The 21697-nt window shown below is 51.8% G+C and carries 18 protein-coding genes and 6 tRNA genes; 13 read left to right on the plus strand and 11 right to left on the minus strand.

The features are described 5' to 3' along the window. Positions 1-312 precede the first annotated feature (312 nt). A complete protein-coding gene (locus JGF26_RS08050; RefSeq protein ID WP_108090849.1) occupies positions 313-2019 on the plus strand; it encodes a sensor histidine kinase in 1707 nt (568 codons plus the stop codon). A 3-nt stretch (positions 2020-2022) separates the two neighbouring features. Beyond that, positions 2023-2754, plus strand: a complete 732-nt coding sequence (locus JGF26_RS08055; RefSeq protein WP_134707698.1) for a LytTR family DNA-binding domain-containing protein — start codon at positions 2023-2025, stop codon at positions 2752-2754. A gap of 32 nt (positions 2755-2786) precedes the next feature. Here the strand turns inward: JGF26_RS08055 and glk are convergent, their stop codons facing one another. Then, positions 2787-3752, minus strand: a complete 966-nt coding sequence (gene glk / locus JGF26_RS08060) for a glucokinase (protein WP_028016187.1) — start codon at positions 3750-3752, stop codon at positions 2787-2789. A 205-nt stretch (positions 3753-3957) separates the two neighbouring features. Between glk and JGF26_RS08065 the strand changes: the two genes are divergently transcribed. Continuing rightward, positions 3958-5193 carry an ion channel protein gene (locus JGF26_RS08065; protein ID WP_028016186.1) on the plus strand — a complete coding sequence of 412 codons (1236 nt, stop codon included), beginning with the start codon at positions 3958-3960 and terminating at the stop codon, positions 5191-5193. Here JGF26_RS08065 and ipdC read toward each other — a convergent pair whose 3' ends face one another. Next, positions 5194-6852: an indolepyruvate decarboxylase gene (gene ipdC / locus JGF26_RS08070; protein WP_134707697.1), complete on the minus strand. Its 1659-nt coding sequence runs from the start codon at positions 6850-6852 to the stop codon at positions 5194-5196. Positions 6853-7036: 184 nt separating this feature from the next. Between ipdC and mgrA the strand changes: the two genes are divergently transcribed. Both mgrA and JGF26_RS08080 read left to right on the plus strand, forming a co-directional pair. Next, positions 7037-8035 carry an L-glyceraldehyde 3-phosphate reductase gene (mgrA, locus tag JGF26_RS08075; protein WP_049007108.1) on the plus strand — a complete coding sequence of 333 codons (999 nt, stop codon included), beginning with the start codon at positions 7037-7039 and terminating at the stop codon, positions 8033-8035. Between the two features lie 127 nt (positions 8036-8162). Next, the gene (locus JGF26_RS08080; protein ID WP_028016183.1) at positions 8163-8501 is read left to right on the plus strand and encodes a DUF2502 domain-containing protein; all 339 of its coding nucleotides are present in this window, start codon (positions 8163-8165) and stop codon (positions 8499-8501) included. Between the two features lie 41 nt (positions 8502-8542). Here the strand turns inward: JGF26_RS08080 and JGF26_RS08085 are convergent, their stop codons facing one another. Next, positions 8543-9781 carry an Nramp family divalent metal transporter gene (locus tag JGF26_RS08085; RefSeq protein WP_128348000.1) on the minus strand — a complete coding sequence of 413 codons (1239 nt, stop codon included), beginning with the start codon at positions 9779-9781 and terminating at the stop codon, positions 8543-8545. A gap of 351 nt (positions 9782-10132) precedes the next feature. Here JGF26_RS08085 and nupC point away from each other — a divergent pair, with 351 nt between their 5' ends. Beyond that, positions 10133-11320: a nucleoside permease NupC gene (gene nupC, locus JGF26_RS08090; protein WP_028016181.1), complete on the plus strand. Its 1188-nt coding sequence runs from the start codon at positions 10133-10135 to the stop codon at positions 11318-11320. A 45-nt stretch (positions 11321-11365) separates the two neighbouring features. On the opposite strand, the gene JGF26_RS08095 is transcribed toward nupC, so the two are convergent. The 3 genes from JGF26_RS08095 to JGF26_RS08105 form a co-directional block, all read right to left on the minus strand. Beyond that, the gene (locus JGF26_RS08095; RefSeq protein WP_128348001.1) at positions 11366-13555 is read right to left on the minus strand and encodes an EAL domain-containing protein; all 2190 of its coding nucleotides are present in this window, start codon (positions 13553-13555) and stop codon (positions 11366-11368) included. 215 nt (positions 13556-13770) lie between these two features. Further along, a tRNA-Ala gene (locus JGF26_RS08100) sits at positions 13771-13846 on the minus strand. A gap of 41 nt (positions 13847-13887) precedes the next feature. Next, positions 13888-13963: transfer RNA gene (locus JGF26_RS08105), tRNA-Ala, on the minus strand. Between the two features lie 217 nt (positions 13964-14180). Here JGF26_RS08105 and JGF26_RS08110 point away from each other — a divergent pair. After that, positions 14181-14543: a YfeC-like transcriptional regulator gene (locus JGF26_RS08110; RefSeq protein WP_028016179.1), complete on the plus strand. Its 363-nt coding sequence runs from the start codon at positions 14181-14183 to the stop codon at positions 14541-14543. 1 nt (position 14544) lies between these two features. Further along, the gene (locus JGF26_RS08115; protein ID WP_128348003.1) at positions 14545-14937 is read left to right on the plus strand and encodes a YfeC-like transcriptional regulator; all 393 of its coding nucleotides are present in this window, start codon (positions 14545-14547) and stop codon (positions 14935-14937) included. 44 nt (positions 14938-14981) lie between these two features. On the opposite strand, the gene gltX is transcribed toward JGF26_RS08115, so the two are convergent. Continuing rightward, positions 14982-16397, minus strand: coding sequence for a glutamate--tRNA ligase (gltX, locus tag JGF26_RS08120; RefSeq protein ID WP_028016177.1), 1416 nt, complete (start codon positions 16395-16397; stop codon positions 14982-14984). A gap of 258 nt (positions 16398-16655) precedes the next feature. Here gltX and JGF26_RS08125 point away from each other — a divergent pair. The 4 genes from JGF26_RS08125 (at position 16656) to JGF26_RS08140 (ending at position 17034) form a co-directional block, all read left to right on the plus strand. Continuing rightward, positions 16656-16731 (plus strand) — tRNA-Val (locus tag JGF26_RS08125). Between the two features lie 42 nt (positions 16732-16773). Beyond that, positions 16774-16849, plus strand: a tRNA-Val gene (locus JGF26_RS08130). A gap of 29 nt (positions 16850-16878) precedes the next feature. Beyond that, positions 16879-16954: transfer RNA gene (locus tag JGF26_RS08135), tRNA-Val, on the plus strand. Between the two features lie 4 nt (positions 16955-16958). After that, a tRNA-Lys gene (locus JGF26_RS08140) sits at positions 16959-17034 on the plus strand. Between the two features lie 43 nt (positions 17035-17077). Here the strand turns inward: JGF26_RS08140 and JGF26_RS08145 are convergent. The 3 genes from JGF26_RS08145 to xapA all read right to left on the minus strand — a co-directional run bounded on the left by JGF26_RS08145 (position 17078) and on the right by xapA (position 20165). Beyond that, positions 17078-17965, minus strand: a complete 888-nt coding sequence (locus JGF26_RS08145; protein ID WP_028016176.1) for a LysR family transcriptional regulator — start codon at positions 17963-17965, stop codon at positions 17078-17080. Between the two features lie 67 nt (positions 17966-18032). After that, the gene (locus tag JGF26_RS08150) at positions 18033-19289 is read right to left on the minus strand and encodes a nucleoside permease (RefSeq protein ID WP_134707696.1); all 1257 of its coding nucleotides are present in this window, start codon (positions 19287-19289) and stop codon (positions 18033-18035) included. 51 nt (positions 19290-19340) lie between these two features. Then, a complete protein-coding gene (gene xapA / locus JGF26_RS08155; protein ID WP_134707695.1) occupies positions 19341-20165 on the minus strand; it encodes a xanthosine phosphorylase in 825 nt (274 codons plus the stop codon). Positions 20166-20372: 207 nt separating this feature from the next. Here xapA and JGF26_RS08160 point away from each other — a divergent pair, with 207 nt between their 5' ends. Continuing rightward, positions 20373-20714 (plus strand): FlxA-like family protein, encoded by a 342-nt coding sequence (locus JGF26_RS08160; RefSeq protein WP_134707694.1) that lies wholly within the window; start codon positions 20373-20375, stop codon positions 20712-20714. Here JGF26_RS08160 and JGF26_RS08165 read toward each other — a convergent pair. Continuing rightward, positions 20711-21646: a LysR family transcriptional regulator gene (locus JGF26_RS08165; protein ID WP_128348007.1), complete on the minus strand. Its 936-nt coding sequence runs from the start codon at positions 21644-21646 to the stop codon at positions 20711-20713. The genes JGF26_RS08160 and JGF26_RS08165 overlap by 4 nt on opposite strands. Positions 21647-21697: the final 51 nt, after the last annotated feature.

Below are 21697 nucleotides of genomic sequence, written 5' to 3' on the forward strand. Positions count from 1 at the left end.
ACCTGAAAAAAATCATGCTGTCGAGAGGGAAATGAAAAAAAAGCGATCGCGCTAAAACCGGAACCCTGCTGTGTTAAAAAGCGGAAGCACCAAAGGGGAATTCGGCTGTCTGATAGCTGTTTTTTAACACAATGATATCAAAGCAGTTACCTGTCGATACGTCGATAATAAAAAATCGGGACATGTCAGCACACACCGGATAATCCCCTTTGTAAACTATGGTTTTTCCTCATTTGATAAACCTGACGGATAGCTGGTCAATACGCGCCAGGTTTTTTATCATGGTTCTTTCCCGTTACCCCAGGTCTACTCGTGCACGAAATATTCACTATGCTGTTGGCGGTTTTTGACCGGGCGGCATTAATGCTGATTTGCCTGTTCTTCCTTATTCGCATTCGCTTGTTTCGCGAGCTTTTGCATAAGTCTGCACACTCCCCCAAAGAGCTACTGGCTGTTACCGCCATCTTTTCACTGTTTGCGCTGTTCAGCACCTGGTCCGGCGTGCCGGTTGAGGGGTCGCTGGTTAACGTGCGGATTATTGCCGTCATGTCCGGCGGAATTTTGTTTGGCCCGTGGGTGGGCGTCATCACCGGCATGATTGCCGGCACCCATCGCTACCTGATTGATATTGGTGGCGTGACGGCTGTGCCGTGCTTTATCACCAGCATTATTGCCGGGGTACTTTCCGGGTGGATTAACCGCAAGATCCCGAAAAAGCAACGCTGGCGCGCCGGGATCATCGCAGGCATGGTGTGCGAAACGCTAACCATGATCCTGGTCGTGGTGTGGGCTCCCACCACCGCACTGGGGCTGGATATCGTCTCGAAAATCGGTATTCCCATGATCCTGGGCAGCGTCTGTATCGGTTTTATCGTGCTGCTGGTGCAAAGTGTCGAAGGGGAAAAGGAGGCCAGTGCTGCTCGTCAGGCCAAGCTGGCGCTCGATATTGCCAACAAAACCCTGCCGCTTTTCCGCCACGTTAACGCGGAATCACTGCGTCAGGTCTGCGAGATTATCCGCCACGATATTCACGCTGATGCCGTCGCCATCACCAACATCGACCACGTGCTAGCCTACGTCGGTGTTGGGGAGCACAACTATCACGACAACGATGACACCATCAGCCCGACCACCAGACAGGCGATTAACTACGGCAAAATCATTATCAAAAACAATGATGAAGCCCACCGGACGCCGGAAATCCACTCCATGCTGGTGATCCCGTTATGGGAAAAAGGTGTCGTGACGGGCACGCTGAAAATTTATTACTGCCACGCGCATCAGATCACCTCCTCACTTCAGGAGATGGCCATCGGTCTGTCGCAAATTATCTCCACACAACTGGAAGTTTCCCGGGCGGAGCAACTGCGTGAAATGGCAAATAAGGCAGAGTTACGCGCACTGCAGAGCAAAATCAATCCCCATTTCCTGTTTAACGCGCTGAACGCGATTTCCTCGTCCATTCGTCTTAATCCGGACACCGCGCGCCAGCTGATTTTTAACCTGTCCCGCTATCTGCGCTACAACATCGAGCTGAAAGATGACGAGCAGATCGACATCAAAAAAGAGCTGTACCAGATTAAAGACTACATCGCGATTGAGCAGGCACGCTTTGGCGACAAGCTCACGGTCATTTACGATATTGATGAAGAGGTCAACTGCGTGATCCCGAGCCTGCTAATCCAGCCGCTGGTCGAAAACGCGATTGTTCACGGTATTCAGCCCTGTAAAGGCAAAGGTGTCGTCACTATCAGCGTCACCGAAAGCGGCAACCGGGTGCGCATTGCCGTACGCGATACCGGCCACGGTATTGATCCCAAAGTTATTGAGCGCGTGGAATCTAACGAGATGCCCGGGAATAAAATCGGGCTGCTGAACGTGCACCATCGGGTCAAACTGCTCTACGGCGACGGGCTGCATATTCATCGCCTTGAACCGGGTACCGAAATCGCTTTTTACGTTCCGAATGAACGTTCATCCGTTCATGCGGCAACATCCCTGTTACCCCTGGTGGAGTGACCTATGAAAGTCATCATCGTAGAAGATGAAATTCTGGCTCAACAGGAGCTAACCTGGCTTATCAAAACCCACAGCCAGATGGAGATTGTGGGTACCTTTGACGATGGTCTGGATGTGCTGAAGTTTCTGCAGCACAACCGGGTCGACGCTATTTTTCTGGATATTAATATTCCGTCGCTGGATGGCGTATTGCTGGCGCAAAACATCAATCAGTTTGCCCATAAGCCGTTCATTGTTTTCGTCACCGCCTGGAAAGAGCACGCCGTGGAGGCCTTCGAGCTGGAGGCATTTGACTATATTCTTAAGCCTTACCAGGAGTCGCGTATTATCAGCATGCTGCAAAAGCTGGAAGCCGCATGGCAGCAGCAGACTGCTCCCGCTAGCGCCACCCCCACGGTACGTGAAAATGACACCATTAATCTGGTCAAAGATGAACGTATCATTGTGACGCCAGTCAACGATATTTATTACGCCGAAGCGCATGAAAAGATGACGTTTGTCTATACGCGTCGAGAATCTTATGTGATTGCGATGAACATCACCGAGTTCTGCAGCAAGCTGCCTGCGGCACACTTTTTCCGCTGTCACCGTTCGTTCTGCGTGAATTTAAATAAGATCCGCGAGATCGAACCCTGGTTTAACAACACCTACATTTTGCGTCTGAAGGATCTGGATTTTCAGGTGCCGGTGAGCCGCAGCAAGGTGAAAGAGTTTCGTCAGTTGATGCATCTGTAAAGCGCCCCCTCACGCAGGAGAGGGCAATGTCGTCAAAGGATTTGACCGAGAACCTGACGCAGATGGGCTCCCGAGCCAAGAAGACCAGGGTTATCGTGCACGATGAGGTAGACAGGGATGTCCTGCACGTAGCTTCTGAAACGCCCTTTATCTTCAAACCCACCGCGGAAACCAGAGGCTTTAAAGAAATCGAGGAAACGCGGCACGATCCCGCCCGCAATATAAACACCACCGAATGTGCCCAACGTCAGTGCCAGGTTGCCGCCGAAACGACCCATGATCACGCAGAACAGCGACAATGCACGGCGGCAGTCAATGCAGCTGTCCGCCAGCGCACGTTCGGTCACGTCTTTCGGCTGCAGGTTTTCCGGCAGACGACCGTCCGATTTCACAATCGCACGGTACAGGTTGACCAGCCCGGGGCCGGAAAGGACGCGCTCAGCGGAGACGTGTCCAATCTCTGCGCGCAACTCTTCAAGGATAATGCCCTCTTCTTCGCTGTTTGGCGCAAAGTCAACATGCCCCCCCTCGCCCGGCAGGCTTACCCAGCGCTGAGCAACGTGCACCAGATGCGATACCCCCAGACCGGTTCCTGCGCCATAGACGGCTATCGGTTTGCCTTCGACTGGCTCCGCACCGCCAAACTGAATCAGATGCTCAGGCTTCAGCATCGGGATCGCCATCGAAACCGCAGTGAAATCATTGATGATTTCAAGATGCGCAAAACGGAGATTTTTTTTCATCTCCGCGATGGAAAATGCCCAGGTATGGTTTGTCATCGCAACCCAGTCACCCGTAATCGGGCAGGCAATGGCAATGCAGCCATCTTCGACGCTCACCTGATGCTCTTCCAGATAGACGCGGACAACGGCCTCAAGGCTTGGGTAATCCAGCCCTGAGTAGGTTTTCGCTTGAGAAATCTCCCCCGTGTTTACATCGCAGAGAGCAAGACGTGCGTTAGTCCCACCCACATCACCTACTAAAGCATACTTTGTCATTCTTCTACTGCTCCGCTAAAGTCAGAATAAATCTTTGGGACACTGTAAATTCAAGGCTGGATAACAACAACGACCTGAAGGCAGCCACCCCAGGATTATCGATCTTCGTCACAGAATAACTTTACCGTTTCAGCACCTTTTGCACTATTGCCATAAAGCTGATTGTGCAAAGTAACGTAATACCGTTTTGTACAAGGAAATCATCATGCTCCACCCGCGAGCCAGAACCATGCTCCTGCTGGCAATTCCGGCGTTAATTATTGGCGTTGCCTCAAGTCTGGTGCTCATTGTCGTGATGAAAGTCGCGTCGGTGCTGCAAACGATGTTATGGGCAGCGCTTCCTGCAAAGCTGGGGGTCAACGTTGATTCTCCTGCATGGGTTATTTTGATGCTGACGTTAACCGGTATTGCGGTGGGGCTGGTGATCCGTTTCAGTCCCGGACATGCCGGGCCCGACCCGGCGCAGGAACCCTTGATCGGTGCTCCGGTTCCCCCTTCGGCGCTGCCGGGGTTGATCATCGCGTTGATTCTGGGTCTGGCGGGCGGTGTCAGTCTTGGGCCGGAACATCCGATCATGGCGGTTAACATCGGACTGGCAGTTTTCCTCGGTGCACGCATTTTGCCCCGTGTTGGCGCACTGGACTGGACTATCCTTGCCTCCGCAGGCACCATCGGAGCGCTTTTTGGCACGCCCGTTGCCGCAGCACTGATCTTTTCGCAGACGCTCAGCAGCAACAACGATGTCCCGCTGTGGGATAAACTCTTTGCGCCGCTGATGGCCGCTGCTGCCGGCGCATTGACGACCAGCCTGTTTTTCCATCCCCATTTTTCACTCACCCTTCCCCACTATGGCCAGATGCAGATAGCCGATATCTTCAGCGGTGCCATCGTCGCCGCCATCGCCATTGCGCTGGGAATGGTGGCGGTATGGTGTCTTCCACGTCTTCACCGACTGATGCATAAGCTTAAGCACCCGGTATTCATTCTGGGAGTGGGTGGTTTCATCCTTGGTATTTTAGGGGCCATCGGCGGGGCGGTGACGTTGTTCAAAGGTCTGGATGAGATGCAGCAACTGGCCTTCAGTCAGGTGTTTAGCGTTTCAGATTATCTGCTGTTTGCGGTGATCAAACTGGCGGCGCTGGTAGTGGCTTCAGCCTGTGGTTTTCGCGGTGGGCGTATTTTCCCGGCGGTGTTTGTCGGTGTGGCGCTGGGGCTGATGCTGCACGGGCATGTGGATGCCGTCCCGGCGGCCATTACCGTATCCTGTTCGATTCTGGGGCTGGTTCTGGTGGTCACGCGCGATGCGTGGTTAAGTTTGTTTATGGCGGCAGTCGTCGTGCCGGATTCGACGCTTTTCCCTCTGCTCTGCATCGTGATGTTGCCCGCCTGGCTCCTGCTGGCGGGCAAACCCATGATGATGGCATGGCGTAACGATAAGTAATCAGGCGCTATTACGCGCTTCCAGCGCTTTAGTAATGGCCCCCAGCAGCGGCGGGATGTCTGCTTTCGGCAGCATCACCTCAATCAGCGAGAGCCGCTCATGGTGGGCCACTTTTTCAAGCACGTCCACCAGCTGTTCCGCTTCACTGACCCGCCAGCACTGAGCCTGAGGATCAAGGCTCAGTGCCTGTGGTATTTGCGTCCAGTTCCACAACGCAATGTCGTTGTACCGCTGTTCCGGCCCGTGGATCGCTCGTTCAACCGTGTACCCTTCGTTGTTAAGCACAAGGATGATGGGGTGCTGTTTATCACGCAACATCGATCCAAGCTCCTGAATAGTCAGCTGAGCCGCACCATCCCCTGTCAGGACAATTACGCGCCGATTCGGACATGCCGTTTGCGCACCGAATGCTGCCGCCAGCGTATAACCAATCGACCCCCACAGCGGCTGGACGATAAAATTCACGTCTGCCGGTAGACGAAGGTCAATCGCGCCGAAGGCCGAGGTGCCCTGATCCGCAAGAATGATATCTCCCGGGCGAATGAACGTTTGCAACGTTCGCCAGAAATTGTCCTGGGTAAGTGAGCCATCTGGCTGCGGGTAGGCCATTGCGCCATGAGAAGACGGTACAGGCTTATCGTGCACGTGTTGTTTGCACAGCTCCACCAGCGTCTCAATCGCCTGAAGCATCGGAATACCGGTAAACCAGATATCGCCGACGCGAGCGGCATGAGGCTGGACTTCTATCGTTTGCGCCGGGGTTAACTGATGGGTGAACCCCGCCGTCAGGGTATCGGTAAAACGCGTGCCGATGCACAACACCGTGTCCGCCCCTTCAATCGCCTCTTTTACCGCGCCGGCGCTGGCTGAACCACTGTACGTGCCGTAAAAACCAGTGTGACGTTCATCGAATATGCCTTTGCCCATCAGCATGGTGGCATGCGCCATCGGTACGTCCTTCACCCATTTTTGTAATGCATGTTTAAGGCCATGACGCAGGACCAGGAAATCCGCCAGGAGTGCAGTACGCTTGCTTCTGGCCAGCTTGCTCTCTGCAGCATCGCGAAACGCCTTCAGGCACGCACTATCGGCATGAGCATGCTTCAGGGTGAGAGCGTTTACAGGAGATGTAGCCGCTTTTTTTGCCACATCGGCAGGCAACATCAGGTAGCCGGGACGGCGTTCACGGAGCATCGTGGTCAGCACCCGGTCTATCTCATAACAGGCATTTTGTTCGGTCAGGATCGCCTGTGCGACAGTGATCGGTTCGCTCATATGGTAAAAATGACGAAACTCGCCATCACCCAATGTATGATGCAGCAACTCCCCTCTTTGCTGTGACGCCGTACCCGGCGCCCCCACAATATGTAATACCGGCACGTGCTCAGCATAGCTGCCAGCGATACCGTTCATGGCACTTAATTCTCCAACGCCGAATGTCGTCAGCAGCGCGGCAAAACCCTTACATCGGGCGTATCCGTCAGCGGCATAAGATGCATTTAACTCGTTGGCACAGCCCACCCAACAGATATCCGGGCTGTCTATCACATGGTCGAGAAACTGCAGGTTATAGTCGCCCGGCACGCCAAACAGATGATCGGCTCCACAATCTGTAAGACGGTCCAGCAGGTAATCGGCGACGCAGTATGGGGTACGCATGACAGGTATCCTTCTTATGTTGACCTCACTTTGAGTATTAAAGAAGCGTGATGGCTGTCCAGAATTAGCAGCAAGAAGAGCATGGAAAGAATGCTTTACAAAAATGGCTGCGTTATTCTCCTTTTCTTCACGGTAGTGTAAACGCATACACTGATTTTTCTTTTCAGCGCCAGAGGTCATGAGAATGGGTTATCAGCCGGACAAAAATCGTTATCAGACAATGCAGTACCGTCGCTGTGGACAGAGCGGCCTGAAATTGCCAGCCATCTCCCTTGGGCTTTGGCATAACTTCGGTGACGCCACGCTTATCGAAAACAGCCGTCAACTTTTACAGCGCGCCTTCGATCTGGGCATCACACATTTCGACCTTGCTAATAACTATGGCCCCCCCCCGGGATCGGCTGAACGTAATTTCGGACGTATTTTGCAGGAGGAATTCCTGCCATGGCGCGACGAATTGATCATCTCAACCAAAGCGGGCTATACCATGTGGGAAGGCCCTTACGGTGACTGGGGGTCACGCAAATATCTGCTGGCAAGCCTGGATCAAAGCCTGAAACGCATGGGACTGGAGTATGTTGATATCTTCTACCATCATCGTCCTGACCCACACACGCCGCTGCAGGAAACAATGAAAGCGCTTGACCATGTCGTGCGTCAGGGAAAAGCGCTGTATGTCGGGTTATCCAACTATCCCGCTGAACTGGCTCGTAAAGCGATAGATATCCTTGAAGACCTTGGTACACCCTGCCTGATCCACCAGCCGAAATACTCTATGTTTGAACGCGCGCCGGAAGAGGGTTTGCTGGATGTACTGCTGGAAAAAGGGGTCGGGTGTATTCCCTTCTCGCCACTGGCAGGAGGTCAACTGACCAACCGCTATCTGAACGGTATACCTGCAGACTCACGTGCGGCGAGTGGCAGTCAGTTCCTTAACCCTGACCAGATCACTGAAGAGAAGCTGGTTAAGGTCAGAAAACTGAACGCCCTTGCGGAAAGCCGCAGCCAGAAGCTGTCCCAGATGGCGCTGGCATGGATCTTACGCCATGAATCGGTGACATCTGTACTTATTGGGGCAAGCAAGGCCGCCCAGATTGATGACGCCGTGGGCATGCTGGAAAACCGCCATTTTTCAGATGAAGAACTGAACATAATTGAAGGGATCCTTGGCAGTTCAAATTAAAAGCGCTTTTAGCAAAAAGTGCTCTCATTCATGAATTCGGAGTTCAGGCGATGAAACGAGCCTTTACCAACTCGTAATATTGAGTTAACAGGCCCAACGAAGGCCCCGATCGTGAAGGAGAAAGAGTATGTTCAGGTCACTGATTCTTGCAGCGGTATTACTGGCTTCGGCCCCGCTGATCGCCACTGCGGGCGAAATCACCCTGTTGCCATCCGTAAAATTACAAATTGGCGATCGTGACGATTACGGCAGATACTGGGACGGTGGCTATTGGCGCGACCGTGACTACTGGCATCGTCATTATGAGTGGCGTGGAGATCGCTGGTGGAAACATGATAACGGCAGACACCGTGGCTGGTATAAAGATAATGCCTATGAGCGCGGTTACCGTGAAGGCTGGAACGATCGTGACGACCACCGTGGCGGCTGGGGTCGCGGTAAAGGTCACGGCCATGGCCACCATTAATGCAAAAAGGAGCCTCACGGCTCCTTTTTCTTTATTAAACCTTACAGACCTAACACTGTTCCAATCAACAACCACAGGTTCAGCGCCACCACCACCACGACTATGGCCCAGCCGGTTCTTTTCACCAGCGTTGTGTTGACCAGGTCGCCCATCAGGGTTTTATTGCTGGTAAAGATCAGTAGCGGCACCAGCGCCAGCGCGATACCAAAACTCAACAAAACCTGGCTCATGACCAGGATCCTCGTTGGATCGAGCCCCATCAGAATCACGATAAATGACGGCAGCATCGTGACAGAGCGGCGCACCCACAGTGGAATATGGAAACGAACAAACCCCTGCATGACCACCTGCCCTGCCAGCGTCCCCACAACCGTAGATGAGAGACCAGCGGCCACCAGACTCAGACCAAATATCGTGGCAGCAGCATGGCTCAGTAACGGCTCCAGTGTGAGATAAGCCTGATCGAGATCGGCAATACCGGTGTGGCCGTTAAAGTGGAAAGCGGCCGCGGCAGTCGCCATCATCGCCAGATTCACAAAACCAGCAATTGTCATGGCGATAGCCACATCCCATTTGGTCGCGGAGTAACGTTCTTTACGCGTGCCGCCGTGGAGGTGCTGAGTCAGCGAAGAGTGCAGATAAATGACATGCGGCATGATGGTCGCCCCCAGCACACCGGCGGCCAGAAATACGGCTTCAGAGGTTGGCAGACTTGGGATCACCATCCCTTTACCGAGCTGAGCCAGATTGGGTTGTGAGAAAATCAGCTCGACAATATAGGCCGCAGCGACAAACAACAGCAGACCGCCAATAACTTTCTCCAGCGGTTTTTGCCCCCGACGCTGTAACATCAAAATCAGGAAGGTGGCAATCCCGGTCAGTACCGCCCCCTGCAACAGCGACACACCCAGAATCAATTTAAAGCCGATCGCCGCACCGATAAATTCAGCGAGATCGGTCGCCATGGCGATAATTTCGGCCTGAACCCAGTAGAGCCAGACCGCCGGGCGCGGGTAATGGTCACGAATTTGCTCAGCCAGGTTTTTACCCGTGGCAATCCCAAGCTTTGCGGAGAGCATCTGAATCAGCATCGCCATCAGGTTAGCCCAGACGACCACCCACAGCAGTTTATAGCCAAAGCTCGCCCCGGCCTGAATATTGGTCGCAAAATTGCCCGGATCGATATAGCCAATGGCAGCAATGAACGCAGGTCCCATTAATGCGAACCGCAACTTGCGCGCTGCTCTGCCACTGCTACCCTCTACGCGACTGTTTGTCATTTCTGCCTCTGAAAATATAGCCTTTGCTATGTTTAATGCTATCAAAATGAGAATGATTATCAAGATCATTTGTGAAGTTTACAGTGATTTCTCTGATAGCTTTGGACGATAGACAGGCGGGTAAGCTGAGGGCGACCTGACAAAAACTGAAATCGCGCGCTCTTTTGTGAAGACTAGCACACAAACTTAACTTTTCACTCATTTACCTAACATAACAAAAATGTATTGTGGATCACTAATTTTGAGACTCGTCACAGGATGTAACTATAGTGTGCCCTTGATCTCGTTTTCTTTTCCTTCGTTACATAGAATGTGCAAGAAAATTAAACCTGCCTCAAATTTGGAGCAAATATGGACCGCGTCCTTCATTTTGTCCTGGCACTTGTTGTCGTTACTGCACTTGCATTGCTGGTCAGCACAGACCGCAAAAAAATTCGTATTCGTTATGTTGTCCAACTGCTGGTCATTGAAGTTTTACTCGCCTGGTTCTTCCTGAACTCCAACGTGGGGCTTGGCTTCGTAAAAGGCTTCTCCGAAATGTTCGAAAAACTGCTCGGGTTTGCCAACGAAGGGACGAACTTCGTCTTCGGTAAAATGAACGACGAAGGTCTGGCGTTCTTCTTCCTGAAGGTGCTGTGCCCAATCGTCTTCATCTCTGCGCTGATCGGTATTCTGCAGCACATCCGTGTTCTGCCGTTTATTATTCGTGGAATTGGTTTCCTGTTATCCAAAGTAAACGGCATGGGTAAGCTGGAATCATTCAACGCCGTCAGTTCCCTGATCCTCGGTCAGTCTGAGAACTTCATCGCGTATAAAGATATTCTCGGTAAGATGTCCCGCAACCGCATGTACACCATGGCGGCAACCGCAATGTCTACCGTTTCCATGTCTATCGTGGGCGCGTATATGACCATGCTGGAGCCAAAATACGTGGTTGCTGCACTGGTTCTGAACATGTTCAGCACCTTTATCGTTCTGTCACTGATCAACCCGTACCGCGTTGATGCCAGCGAAGAGAACATCCAGATGTCAAACCTGCACGAAGGTCAGAGCTTCTTCGAAATGCTGGGTGAGTACATTCTGGCAGGTTTCAAAGTGGCGATTATCGTTGCCGCCATGCTGATCGGCTTCATTGCCCTGATTTCTGGCCTGAACGCCCTGTTCGCTGCGGTTCTGGGCATCTCCTTCCAGGGTATTCTGGGCTACATCTTCTACCCTATTGCATGGGTGATGGGTGTTCCGGCTCACGAAGCACTGCAGGTGGGCAGTATTATGGCGACTAAACTGGTGTCTAACGAATTCGTTGCGATGATGGATCTGCAGAAGATTGCCAGCACCCTTTCTCCACGCGCGGAAGGCATTCTGTCCGTGTTCCTGGTTTCCTTCGCTAACTTCTCATCCATCGGTATTATAGCCGGTGCGATTAAAGGTTTGAACGAAGAACAGGGTAACGTGGTTTCTCGCTTTGGCCTGAAACTGGTTTACGGCTCTACGCTGGTAAGCGTCCTGTCTGCTTCTATCGCAGCACTGGTACTGTAAGGTTTACTGTTAAAACACAAACCGGGAGCATGGCTCCCGGTTTTTTTATTCCCGCAATTCTTCCAGCGGTGTAGGTTTGCCTATCAGGTAGCCCTGCAGGTAATCCACGCCGAAGCTTAGCAGCATCTCGCGCTGAGCTGGTGTTTCCACATATTCAGCCACCACACACAGAGATTTTGTCTTCGCCAGATTACACATCGACTGGACGATCATCGCATCCATGTCGTCAGTACAAATATCTTTTACAAAGCAGCCATCAATCTTAATGATGTCTGCCTGCAGACGTCTGAGACGCTCATAGTTCGCGTAACCCGTACCAAAGTCATCAATGGCAATCCGGAAACCGTAATCCCGCAACTGTTGGATATTGTTGATACTGCTTCCTGAATTCGAAAAGGCCTGCTCCTCAGTGATTTCGATAATGACGGCCTGAGGGGCTATACCATACCGTTCGAAGAGGGCGCAAATCTCACTGGCCACCTCTTTTTGCATCAGCGTCAACGGCATCAGATTGACAGAAAAACGGGCACCGGCATGCGTCGCAGGGTGATCGCGCAGCCACACCAGTAACTTTTCCATTACACACATATCAAACCGATGACTGAGGTTGAATTGGGCAATCAACGGAATAAAGCGATCGGGAGTAATGATCTCCCCTTCGCTTTCCATCCGCGCCAGAATTTCGTAGTACCCACTCCCGTCAGCCTTCTGGATAGGCTGCGCGTATAAATGAAACTGGCCCGCGTCCAGGGCGTGTTTAATGCGCGCTAACATCAGAACACGTTCTGTCGTTTGTCCGGATACCGCTTCAAGACTATTCGTGAGCGCAAGAACGTTATGCGCGCCGCAGGATTGCTCTGCCAGCCAGCTCAGTTGCCCCAGCGTGTGGTGTAACTTTTCGCCGTTTTCGACCATCCCCCAGGACGCGCCAAATTCAATATCCAGCCCGGTGTTGTTCCAGTAAATCTTACGACTGTTCAGCCGATCAACCATATGCTGAAGGCGCTCAGCGGTTCCCGGGCCCAGCAATACCAGTACCAGCTCGCTGCCAGGTAACTGGAAGAGGGACTCATCTTTCTGCAGAAGTGGCTGAAGCGACGTGGCGATCGTTCGTTTGCAATGGACCCGCATGAGCATCCCGTAGTGGCGGCTCAAAAATTCCAGGTTATCCATACGCAGAATGCTAACTTTTGCATCAGGATGATTCTCAAGATAATCCTCCAGCGCACGAATATTGGGCAAACCCGTCAGCGGATCGGTCAGCGCCCGGCCCTGCCAGCCCCGTTTTAACCACTCGCTGCGCTGATAAATGCGCGACATGTAAAGCAAACAGATGGCGAAAGAGATAAGCACGGAGAGGATAAAGGAGAGCGAATGGCCCGATTCAACCCCATTAAGGAAGTTATAGTTGTAGGTCAACAGCAGGAGTGCAGATACGGCCCAGAGCAAAGAGATAAGCGCATAGGTCAGGCGACTTATCGCTAACGTAAAAAGAATAAAAATCAGCGGCATCAAATAGCCCGCAATGACGGGAGATTCAAAAGGTCCACATAAAATGACGAGAATGAAACTTAAAAACATCAGCCAGACAAAAATATATAATGAATTTTTGTGAAGAAACACAGGCTTCACGCTTCGCCGCCAGAACGTGATGGCATAGCGAGGATTAATTATCATTCTTAATGGGTAATAGAACATCATGGTAAAAATCAACGCCGCGCAGATCAGACTTTGAATATCCACCACATTGTAAATTACCGTTCCTTCGCCGAAGAAGGTTGAAATTGTCACCGGGAAATCAAACAAATAGCCTGCCATATACATCGACAGCTTAATACCTATTGGCACGATAAAACCGAGCCAGAATATACGTAAACCGATGTGCTTGTTAGGGATACTGTAACGCCAACGCTTGCCCAGCATGAGGCGTAGCAGACCGCACGCTGCGAACAACGCGAAGGTCTGACAAAACAGTAAAACTGAATATTGTAGTGGCGCTAAATTAACATAAAATAAATTAGTGACAGTAAAACCTAACAAAACAGGAAGAATTGCCCTGCGTCCAAATAACAGAATTACCGCCAGCATAACGCTTAGCGGTAACCATGCTAAATAAACGTCATGACCATTAACAATTGCGCGCGGAGAGAGGAAACGGGAGAAAGGTACCGCAATCAGGCAAAGCGCCAGGGCAATCATAAATATCTTTACGTTATTGTAAGTTTTTCTATTCATTAAGCTGATGAGTATATTATCCGTTCGTATCATTGACCGGATGGATAATATGTTTATTAATTGCGCGAAGCAAGTTCAAGTCTAATTATGGACGGGTTTATTGCTTTCGATTGAGGTGAGGTACAGGAATATATCTATTTTTATAACAAAATGTAGTAGTGAGTGTTACAAGCGCATAAAAAAAGCCCTCGTCTTTTGACGAGGGCTTAATATTTTGGTGGAGCTAAGCGGGATCGAACCGCTGACCTCTTGCATGCCATGCAAGCGCTCTCCCAGCTGAGCTATAGCCCCACATGTTACTTTACTGACCGCACTCTGTTGGATTCAGAGTTTGGTGGAGCTAAGCGGGATCGAACCGCTGACCTCTTGCATGCCATGCAAGCGCTCTCCCAGCTGAGCTATAGCCCCATCGTAAAGCTGTCATGTTGACGGGCGGCATAATATGAATTCCGCTGCGGAGTGTCAACGGCAAAATCAATGACCGCCGCTCAATCGCCGAAAAATCATGCAAATGAATCACTTTGCGAGCTTGCTCGCAGTCATGAGTTAAGCCTGTCACGTTTTCACGTAAAACGGTGCTATAAAATGAACCGTTAATTGTCCCTACAAATATTCAGGAAATTGCATGATCAAGGAACGAATGACGCCAGAAGAGTTAGCCTTGCTCACTGGCTATAGCCGCCAGACCATCAATAAATGGGTACGTAAAGAGGGTTGGATTACATCACCAAAACCGGGAGTCCAGGGTGGGAAAGCGCGTCTGGTACATGTGAACGAAAAAGTACGTGACTTTATCCGCAGCGCACGCCGGGCAACTGAAACGTCTGATATACCAGAAGGTGCCAACCAGGATGGTTCGCTTCACAACCTACTCCTGACGCTGGCCAATGAAATGACACCGGAAGAGCAGAAGCAAATGACATCGCTGTTACTGCGGGAAGGGATAACCGGATTGTTGCAACGTTTAGGGATTCGCGACCAGAACTAATATGAAAAGATTACGTAGTAAAATGACCACGGAAGAGCTGGCGGAGAGTTTGGGTGTTGCCCGACAGACCATTAATCGTTGGATACGTCAACAGGGTTGGAAAACCGAAGGGCTCAATGGCGTAAAAGGCGGTCGGGCGCGGCTAATCCATATTGATGCGCGCGTGAAGGAACATATTATGAGCCTCCCGGCAATCCGTACTCGTCAGGCGGTTTACCATCTGGCAGAAGTCCCCTCATCATACAGTGCCCCCTCTTCAAACCTGCGTTCGGGCATTATCGAAACGCTGGAGAGTATGACCCAGCTAGAGCAGAAGCGTCTGGACACATTATTGAAACGTGAAGGTATTCGCGGCTTTCTTACACGCCTGGGTATTGCTGAATCAAATACATAAAAAAACGGCAGGTTACCCTGCCGTTTCTCGTCCTGAAAACTTAATTACTGCTGATTTTCGCGTTCAGAGATAAAGTCCAGCGCCTTGTTAATACGCGCTACACTGCGCGACTTGCCGATGGCATGGACAGTCACATCCAGCGCTGGGGACTGGCCCGCACCGGTCACCGCAACGCGCAATGGCATACCTACTTTCCCCATGCCGACTTCCAGCTCATCAGCAGTTGCCTGAATAGCGTGATGCACATTTTCCGCAGTCCATTCGGTAAGAGCCGCCAGCTTGTCACGCACCACTTCCAGCGGCTGACGCGCAACCGGGCGCAGATGTTTCTTCGCGGCGTCCGCATCGAACTCATCAAACTCTTCATAGAAGTAACGGCAGCTTTCAGCGATCTCTTTCAGCGTTTTGCAACGCTCGCCGAGCAGTTTCACCAGGTCCGCCAGCTCTGGGCCAGTGCGGGTATCAATATTTGCCTGCTCAATGTGCCACTGCAGATATGTCGCGACATATTCAGGCGGCATGGTATTGATGTAATGGTGGTTCAGCCACAGCAGCTTGTCGGTATTAAATGCACTCGCCGATTTGCTCACAGAGCTCAGAGAGAACAGATTGATCATCTCTTCGCGACTGAAGATCTCCTGGTCACCGTGAGCCCAGCCCAGTCGCACCAGGTAGTTCAACAGCGCTTCCGGCAGATAACCATCGTCACGGTACTGCATGACACTGACCGCGCCATGGCGTTTAGACAGCTTTTTACCGTCGTCGCCATTGATCATGGAGACGTGCGCATAAACAGGCACTGGTGCGTTCAGCGCCTTCAGAATGTTGATCTGACGCGGGGTGTTGTTGATATGGTCTTCACCACGAACAACGTGCGTAATTTCCATATCCCAGTCATCAACCACGACGCAGAAGTTATAGGTTGGAGAACCGTCGGTACGGCGGATGATCAGGTCGTCCAGCTCCTGATTGCTGAATTCGATCGGACCACGGATCTGGTCGTCGAAGATCACTGAACCCTCTTGCGGGTTAGCAAAACGCACCACGCATGGCTCATCAGCAGCATGTTCGCTATGGTCATGGCGGCAACGACCGTCATATCGTGGCTTCTCACCGTTCGCCATCTGCTCTTCACGCAGCGCGTCCAGACGTTCTTTGGAGCAATAGCACTTATACGCCGTGCCCGCAACCAGCATCTCATCAATCACAGCGTTATAGCGGTCGAAACGTTTGGTCTGGAAATACGGGCCTTCATCCCATTCCAGATTCAACCAGTTCATACCATCCATGATGGCTTCAATTGCTTCCGGCGTAGAGCGCTCAAGATCGGTATCTTCAATACGCAGGACGAACTCACCTTTGTTGTGACGAGCAAAAAGCCAGGAATAGAGAGCAGTACGAGCACCACCGACGTGCAGATAGCCTGTCGGGCTCGGCGCGAAGCGAGTTTTGATTTTCATGAAATGGCCTTACGTTATAAAGATGCCGGTATTCGGCAAATCCTGGGGAAAAAACGATGGGCAATATTCTATCACTGTGGGGGGATTCCTCAATGTTGATCCCTTTATCGTGACCGAGTTTGCTATTTTTGTTTAGAAATCATGCTCCACCGCCCATTTCGCGATCGTTTTGTTTAATTTTACGACGAACGAATAAAAACTTTAGAAAATGCGTTGACTCATTTTCAACTCTCCCTATAATGCGACTCCACACAGCGGGGGTGATTAGCTCAGTTGGTAGAGCATCTCCTTTACACGGAGGGGGTCGGCGGTTCGAGCCCGTCATCACCCACCATCTACTTCACGTAGACTCGCAGTGTAGATAAGAATTGAGATTGGGCGATTAGCTCAGTTGGTAGAGCATCTCCTTTACACGGAGGGGGTCGGCGGTTCGAGCCCGTCATCGCCCACCATTCTCACCTTATCAAAGCAGTTCCGAAATGGGCGATTAGCTCAGTTGGTAGAGCATCTCCTTTACACGGAGGGGGTCGGCGGTTCGAGCCCGTCATCGCCCACCATTTCGGGTCGTTAGCTCAGTTGGTAGAGCAGTTGACTTTTAATCAATTGGTCGCAGGTTCGAATCCTGCACGACCCACCAATGTAAAAAAGCGCCCTAAAGGCGCTTTTTTGCTATCTGCGATTTACATCATCGTTAAAGTTGCAATCAACCTTTCTATTGCGGGTGTTGCCTGCTTCGCGTCATATACCACATACAGATCAGCCGGTATGCGCTCGCGCAAAGGGCGGAAGACCACGCCTGGCCACTGCATTTGCGCGTAACTGTCAGCGGCAAGCGTAATCCCCATCCCCATACTAATCATCGCCAGTACCGTCTGTGGTTCAACAGCTTCGCGTACAATCATCGGCGAGAACCCGGCCTGCTGGCATACGCGATGTAAAAATGCCCAGTCAGAATGTGCTGAAGGCATGGTGACAAAATACTCATCCTGTAACTCTGAGAGCGTAATAGATGATTCGCTGACCAGTCGGTGATCTTCCGGCATTGCAACAAGAAAAGCGGCATCACGCAATCGCACGCTGGTAAACCCGGCGGTGGGTTCAGTTGCCATTCGCCAGATCCCGACATCCAGCTCACGACGTTCAAGCAAAGCCATCTGCATGACCGGCGATTTTTCGCGAAAAACAACATCAACATTCGGATGCTCTTTCAGGAAAGCGCGCATGACCGTGCGCACCTCGCTCCACATGGCGGTACCGACAATCCCCAGCTCAATGCGCCCCGCCTCACCCCGGCCAATTTGCTCGACGCGAGCCAGCGCCTGGTTTGCACTGGCGAGCAGCCGACGGGACTCTTCCATCAGCACTTTACCGGCATGCGTCAACGCGACACTCCGCGAGTGGCGAATAAACAGTAACGTCCCCAGTTGGCTTTCCAGCTCTTTAATATGCAGGCTTAACGGCGGCTGGGACATATTAAGACGGGCCGCAGCCCGCCCAAAATGCAATTCTTCCGCCACGGCAAGAAAATAACGCAGCAGCTTGAGATCGGTCCGATAGACGCGTTCCATCAAAACATATCCTGGCGATAACATTTAAGCGTCTACCTTAAAGCCTTTCATCGTCCACAGGAAAAATTTAGTGCGCAACTGTGCGCATCTCGCTGTTTTTACTGATGTGGTGATAGTGAAAGCTGAAATAAAACACCACCGCAAGCACCAGCGCATAGGCCGCAAACACCAGCCAGATGGTCTGCCAGTCCTTAACCCCATCCACCGAGAAGTAATCGACTGCCATACCGCTTAACACGGACCCGAAATAAGCACCAATACCGTTAACGGTGGTCATAAACAGCCCTTGCGCGCTGGCACGGATATCAGAGCTCACCTCCTGCTCAACAAACACCGAGCCGGAAATATTGAAGAAGTCGAACGCGCAGCCGTAGACAATCATTGACAGCATGAGCAACGCAAAGCCTGTTGCGGACGGATCGCCAAAGGCAAACAGCCCAAACCGCAACATCCAGGCCACCATGCTCATCAGCATGACGGTTTTAATACCAAATCGTCTGAGGAAGTATGGAATAGTCAGAATGAAGAATACTTCTGACATCTGCGAGACGGAGAGCAAAATGGACGGGTATTTGACGATAAAGCTCTCCGCATACGCCGGATTACGTGCAAAATCATGCAGAAAAGGGCTGCCAAACGTGTTGGTTATCTGCAGCACGGCGCCCAGCAGCATTGCGAATAAAAAGAACACCGCCATGTGGGGTTGTTTAAACAGGATAAATGCATTGAGGCCCAGTTTACTTGCCAGAGACGGAGACGTTTTTGTCGTCGCAACCGGAGTGGCCGGTAGCGTCAGAGAGTAGATTGCCAGCAGCAGGGATGCAGCAGCTGCTATATAGAGCTGCACGTTGCTGAGCTCCGCCCCCATCAGGCTGATGGCCCACATCGCGGCAATAAATCCCACGGTGCCATACACCCTCACTTGCGGAAAATGGCTTACCGTATCCAGCCCTGACTGTTCAAGGCAGGAGTAAGAAATCGTGTTCGACAACGCAATCGTGGGCATAAAGGCCATCGCATTCACCAGCATGACCCAGAACATTAACCCGGGTTCATTGACCTGCGCGGCATAACAGAGGGCAACGGCACAGACGAGGTGGCAAATCACGTATGCACGGTCTGCTCGCAGCCATTTGTCGGCAATAATCCCCACCAGAGATGGCATAACAATTGCGGCCAGCCCCTTGGAACTGTAAACCATCCCCACGTCGGAGCCGGTAAAATGTAGAGTATTAATCATGTAAGCGCCGAGGGTAACCAGCCAACTCCCCCAGATAAAATATTGCATAAAGGACATCATCTTTAAGCGAGTCGTGATGTTCATATTCCATTCCTTATAGCAGTGTGGCCCTCACGGGCCACTTTATTGTTTTAATCAGGCAATATGGCGAAGAAAACCGCAGATAAGGTTGATGAAGTTGTGGCGGGAAAGCTCAGCAGCAGCCAGTGTTTGTTCGTGTGAGAGTTTTACCTCGCCCAGACCTTCAGCAAGATTCGTAATTGCAGAAACGGCCACCACTTTCAGGTTGCAGTGACGCGCTGAGATCACTTCCGGCACCACGGACATGCCCACCACGTCGCCACCGATAATTTGCATCATGCGGATCTCCGCCGCAGTCTCGAAGTTGGGGCCAGGATAAGAGACAAACACGCCTTCATGCAGAGGGAAGCCCTCCTTCGCGGCCACGGTTTGCAAAACGGCACGATAATCTGCGTCGTAAGCATTAGCCAGCGAGAAGAAGCGATCACCAAAACGTTCATCGTTTAGCCCCACCATCGGCGTTCCCGGCATGGTGTTGATATGGTCACTCAACGCAACCAGGCTTCCGGGCTTAACGTCTTTACGCAATGAGCCCGCAGCATTGGTGCTAAACAGCAGCTCGCAACCCAGCAGTTTGAACGTGCGGATCGCATCGGTCATGACGGTCATCCCGCGGCCTTCATAGAAGTGACCCCGCCCTTTCATACAGGCAACAGGTACACCGGCAAGATGTCCCAGGACCAGCTCACCGGCATGACCGTGAACCGTACTCACAGGGAAACCCGGCAGCTTTTCGTAGCTCAGAGAAACGGCGTCTTCAATCTGGTCGGCTAGTGCGCCAAGGCCAGAACCGAGAATGAACGCAACGCGCGGCGTGAAATTCGGTTTAGCGGTGCGGATGATGTCCGCGCAGTACCATGGGTTATTTGAGAGGGTCATAAAGGCTCCTTGAGAATTAAGATCGCGATATCACGGATCGCATGACCTTAGTCTTATATCTGGAGCCTGCGGTTTACCTCCAATACACTTTCACAGCACCATCAATACTGATTGTGTATCAATGTACCTCCCTGCCAGATATGGCAGTTTTGCTCAAGCTAATCCCGTCGGTGCCGATACCTCTGTTTTATAGCGAGATGAAATACTATGTCGACGATTCAGGTGACTACACCCTCAGTACAAACCAACAATAGTGGAAGTAATCATTCAGGTAGCAATGATATTGCTGCGCAAATAAACCGCATTAAAGAGCAGATCACCAAGCTTACTCAGCAGCTAAAAGAGCTACCAGAGAGTACTGGCAGTACGGAAGAAAAGAAAAAACAACAGGAACTCATTCAGGCGCAGCTTAAAGTGCTGCAGGCCCAGCTTGCCGCGCTGCAGCGCCAGCAGGCCGAAGAAGCCCAGAAGAAACAGGATCAAAAGCTGGGTAAAGTGGAAGGTGTGAATAGCCCGTCAGATAATCATCAGATTGACATCTACATCTAATCTTCTGATGCGTTAAACAGTGGGTCGCGTATGCGGGCCTCGGTTAATCGTTGCGCCTGGATACGCACCACTTCCCAGATGGCCTGTGCCGCCCCCGAGAGTGAACGATTTTTTCGCCGCACCAGCATCAGCTTTCGCTCGACAACAGGCACCAATCGCTTTACGGACAGCCGACTTCCCTGTGGCAGGGGAAGTGCCAGGGCGGGCAACACGCTGATACCAATGCCAGCTTCCACCATAGGAAACAGCGTCGCCGGGTGACCAATCTCCTGCACGATCGTTGCCTTTACTCCCTGAGTCACCAGCGCAGAATCAATCAGCGGACGGCTGCCCGAGGCATAATCCTGCAATACCAGGTTCGCTTCCTGAAGGGACTGCCAGCTGACTACCGGTAAAGTTGCCAGCGGATCGTCGTCCCGGCAGAGCAGCAAAAAGGGCTCAGAAAGTACACTTTCGCACGCCAGATCGCTCACCTGACCGGGATCGATCACAATCCCAAAATCCACATCCCCCTGTCGGATGCTTTCCAGCACCCACTGTTGCGGTCTGTCATGTAAAACAAAATCAATATCCGGGTAGCGGTGGTTTCCCTCGGCAATACACTGCGGGATAAGGTGGGCAGAGATCGTCTGGCTGGCAGCAACCCGCACCGTACCCGAAAGTTGCTGTCCCAACCGCCCAACATCCCTGAGCGTACTGTTCAATTCATCAAGTAACCGCTCGAGGCGCAAGGCCAGCTGCTGCCCGGCTTCAGTCAACACAACTTCGCGCGTGGTGCGGTCAAGTAACCGCACACCCGTTTGACTCTCCAGCTCTTTCACACTGTGACTCACCGCCGACTGGCTCAGGCCAATCATCTCCCCTGCCCGGCTGAAGCTGCGGGCGTTTGCCACGGTGACGAAAATGCGAAGCTGACGTAAGGAATAATTCATCTGTTTAATTCATAAATGGATGCAATAAATCAATTTTATTTCTCAAATGGA

It is taken from the genome of Enterobacter sp. E1, assembly GCF_016809815.1.
Taxonomy (GTDB): domain Bacteria; phylum Pseudomonadota; class Gammaproteobacteria; order Enterobacterales; family Enterobacteriaceae; genus Enterobacter; species Enterobacter adelaidei.

Bases quoted from the DNA above. Each gene is read 5' to 3' on its own strand.
- JGF26_RS08055 (WP_134707698.1), top strand. From the start codon at position 2,023: ATGAAAGTCATCATCGTAGAAGATGAAATTCTGGCTCAACAGGAGCTA.
- glk (WP_028016187.1), bottom strand. From the start codon at position 3,752: ATGACAAAGTATGCTTTAGTAGGTGATGTGGGTGGGACTAACGCACGT.
- JGF26_RS08065 (WP_028016186.1), top strand. From the start codon at position 3,958: ATGCTCCACCCGCGAGCCAGAACCATGCTCCTGCTGGCAATTCCGGCG.
- ipdC (WP_134707697.1), bottom strand. From the start codon at position 6,852: ATGCGTACCCCATACTGCGTCGCCGATTACCTGCTGGACCGTCTTACA.
- mgrA (WP_049007108.1), top strand. From the start codon at position 7,037: ATGGGTTATCAGCCGGACAAAAATCGTTATCAGACAATGCAGTACCGT.
- JGF26_RS08080 (WP_028016183.1), top strand. From the start codon at position 8,163: ATGTTCAGGTCACTGATTCTTGCAGCGGTATTACTGGCTTCGGCCCCG.
- JGF26_RS08085 (WP_128348000.1), bottom strand. From the start codon at position 9,781: ATGACAAACAGTCGCGTAGAGGGTAGCAGTGGCAGAGCAGCGCGCAAG.
- nupC (WP_028016181.1), top strand. From the start codon at position 10,133: ATGGACCGCGTCCTTCATTTTGTCCTGGCACTTGTTGTCGTTACTGCA.
- JGF26_RS08095 (WP_128348001.1), bottom strand. From the start codon at position 13,555: ATGAATAGAAAAACTTACAATAACGTAAAGATATTTATGATTGCCCTG.
- JGF26_RS08110 (WP_028016179.1), top strand. From the start codon at position 14,181: ATGATCAAGGAACGAATGACGCCAGAAGAGTTAGCCTTGCTCACTGGC.
- JGF26_RS08115 (WP_128348003.1), top strand. From the start codon at position 14,545: ATGAAAAGATTACGTAGTAAAATGACCACGGAAGAGCTGGCGGAGAGT.
- gltX (WP_028016177.1), bottom strand. From the start codon at position 16,397: ATGAAAATCAAAACTCGCTTCGCGCCGAGCCCGACAGGCTATCTGCAC.
- JGF26_RS08145 (WP_028016176.1), bottom strand. From the start codon at position 17,965: ATGGAACGCGTCTATCGGACCGATCTCAAGCTGCTGCGTTATTTTCTT.
- JGF26_RS08150 (WP_134707696.1), bottom strand. From the start codon at position 19,289: ATGAACATCACGACTCGCTTAAAGATGATGTCCTTTATGCAATATTTT.
- xapA (WP_134707695.1), bottom strand. From the start codon at position 20,165: ATGACCCTCTCAAATAACCCATGGTACTGCGCGGACATCATCCGCACC.
- JGF26_RS08160 (WP_134707694.1), top strand. From the start codon at position 20,373: ATGTCGACGATTCAGGTGACTACACCCTCAGTACAAACCAACAATAGT.
- JGF26_RS08165 (WP_128348007.1), bottom strand. From the start codon at position 21,646: ATGAATTATTCCTTACGTCAGCTTCGCATTTTCGTCACCGTGGCAAAC.